This window comes from Streptomyces sp. NPDC002513 (assembly GCF_053595355.1).
In genome coordinates this window covers 1-1,737 of sequence record NZ_JBSFXK010000154.1, presented here as the reverse complement: position 1 = coordinate 1,737, position 1,737 = coordinate 1, and the positions used below count along the sequence as shown (strand labels likewise).

The following is a 1,737-nucleotide window of genomic DNA, read 5'->3' as shown; positions in this document are numbered from 1 at the left end:
CGATCAGGGGGCTGGGGCGGGTGGCGGTGAAGCCGGCTGTGAATCGTGGCCAGTCGACGTCGGCCACCGTCACGCAGCTCTGGTCACCGTTGATTACCTGGTCCAGGGCGCGCACCGCCAGCTCTGGGGGCATGGCGGGCAGGCCGATGCGGCGCAGTTGGCGCTCGGTATCGCCTGCGGCCATGCCGCCGCCGGCCCAGGGGCCCCACGCTACCGACGTCCCCGCCAGACCACGATCCCGGCGCTGCTGCACCAACGCGTCCAAGAACGCATTCCCCGCCGCATAGCCGCCCTGCATACCGCTGCCCCAGATCCCCGAGACCGACGAGAACAACACGAAGCAGTCCAGCTTTCGATCATGGAGAAGCTCGTCGAGAACCTTGGCACCCTGCACCTTTGCGCTGACGACGTCCGCCAGATCTGCCACGCTGGTGTGTTCCAGTGCCTTGATCTGTGAGCGGCCTGCGGTGTGGAAGATGGCGGTGAGGGGGTGTTCGGGTGGGATGGTGGTGAGGAGGTGTGCGGTTGCCTGGTGGTCGGTGATGTCGCAGGCGGTGATGGTGGTTTGGGTGCCGAGGGTGTTGAGTTCGGTGCGGAGTGTTTCGGCGCCGGGGGTGTCTGGTCCGCGGCGGCTGGTGAGCAGTAGGTTGCGGGCTCCGTTTTGTGCCAGCCAGCGTGCTATGTGGCTGCCGAGGGCTCCTGTTCCGCCGGTGATCAGGATTGTGCCCTGGGGGTCCCATGTGGTCGGGGGGGTTTCGGGGGTGGGTGGTGTGTGTTCGAGGCGGCGTGCGAGAACGCCGGTGGGTCGTATGGCGAGTTGGTCTTCTCCGGTTGTGCCGGTCAGGATGTGGCATAGGTGTGCCAGTGTGGGTTCTTCTGGCGGGTCGGGCAGGTGGGGATTGTGGGGAAGGTCGATCAGGCCTCCCCAGCGGTCTGGGTGTTCCAGTGCTATTACGCGGCCGAGTCCCCATATCTGGGCTTGTGCTGTGCTGGTCAGCGGTTCGTCTGGTAGGGCTGTGACGGCGCCTCGGGTCAGGCACCACAGTGGTCCTTGGATGGTGGCGTCGCCCAGTGCTTGTGTCAGCAGCAGTGTTCCGGCCAGTCCGGTGTTGAGTGCGTGGTGGTCTGGCAGTAGTGTTTCCCGTTCAGCCAGCAGTGATATCACGCCTGTGATCTCTCCGGCTTTGTCTGCTGTCTCGCGCAGCCGTTGTGCGAGCAGTGGCCGGTTCAGGTCCGGTTCTGCGATGTCGATGGTCACGACGTGGGTGCCGGTCTTTGTCAGGCCGTCGGACAGCCATTTTGCGGTTTCTGTCCCGGGGGACTTCGCTGGTGGCGCCTGTGTTGGGGTATCTGGGCTGGGCCGCACGATGAGCCATGTTCCGGTCAGTTTCGGGCCGGGGAGGGCTGGACTTGGTGTGCTGGGTGTCGGCTTCCAGGTGATCTGGTATCGCCAGCTGTCCAGGCTGGATTGTTCCTGGCGTCGGACACGCCATGCTGACAGGGCTGACGCCACCTCGCTCAGTGGCGCGTCCTGGGCGAGTTTCAGTTCTGCAGCCAGGCCGGTGGCGCCGTCTGTATCCAGCACTTGCCATAGACGTTCGTTTGCTGCCGCGGGGGCATTTCTGATGTCGGCCGGTTCTTGGGCTTCGAGCCAGTAGCGGTGTCGTTGGAAGGCGTAGGTGGGCAGTTCGACTCGTTGGGTGGTGGCTGGGTTGTATGCGTGGGTCCAGTCGACTT

The 1,737-nt window shown here is 64.8% G+C and carries 1 protein-coding gene; it reads right to left on the bottom strand.

Annotated features, from left to right (window positions below):
• The coding region (locus ACWD5Q_RS35440; RefSeq protein WP_451431179.1) for an SDR family NAD(P)-dependent oxidoreductase at positions 1 to 1,737 on the bottom strand (1,737 nt) is incomplete at both ends.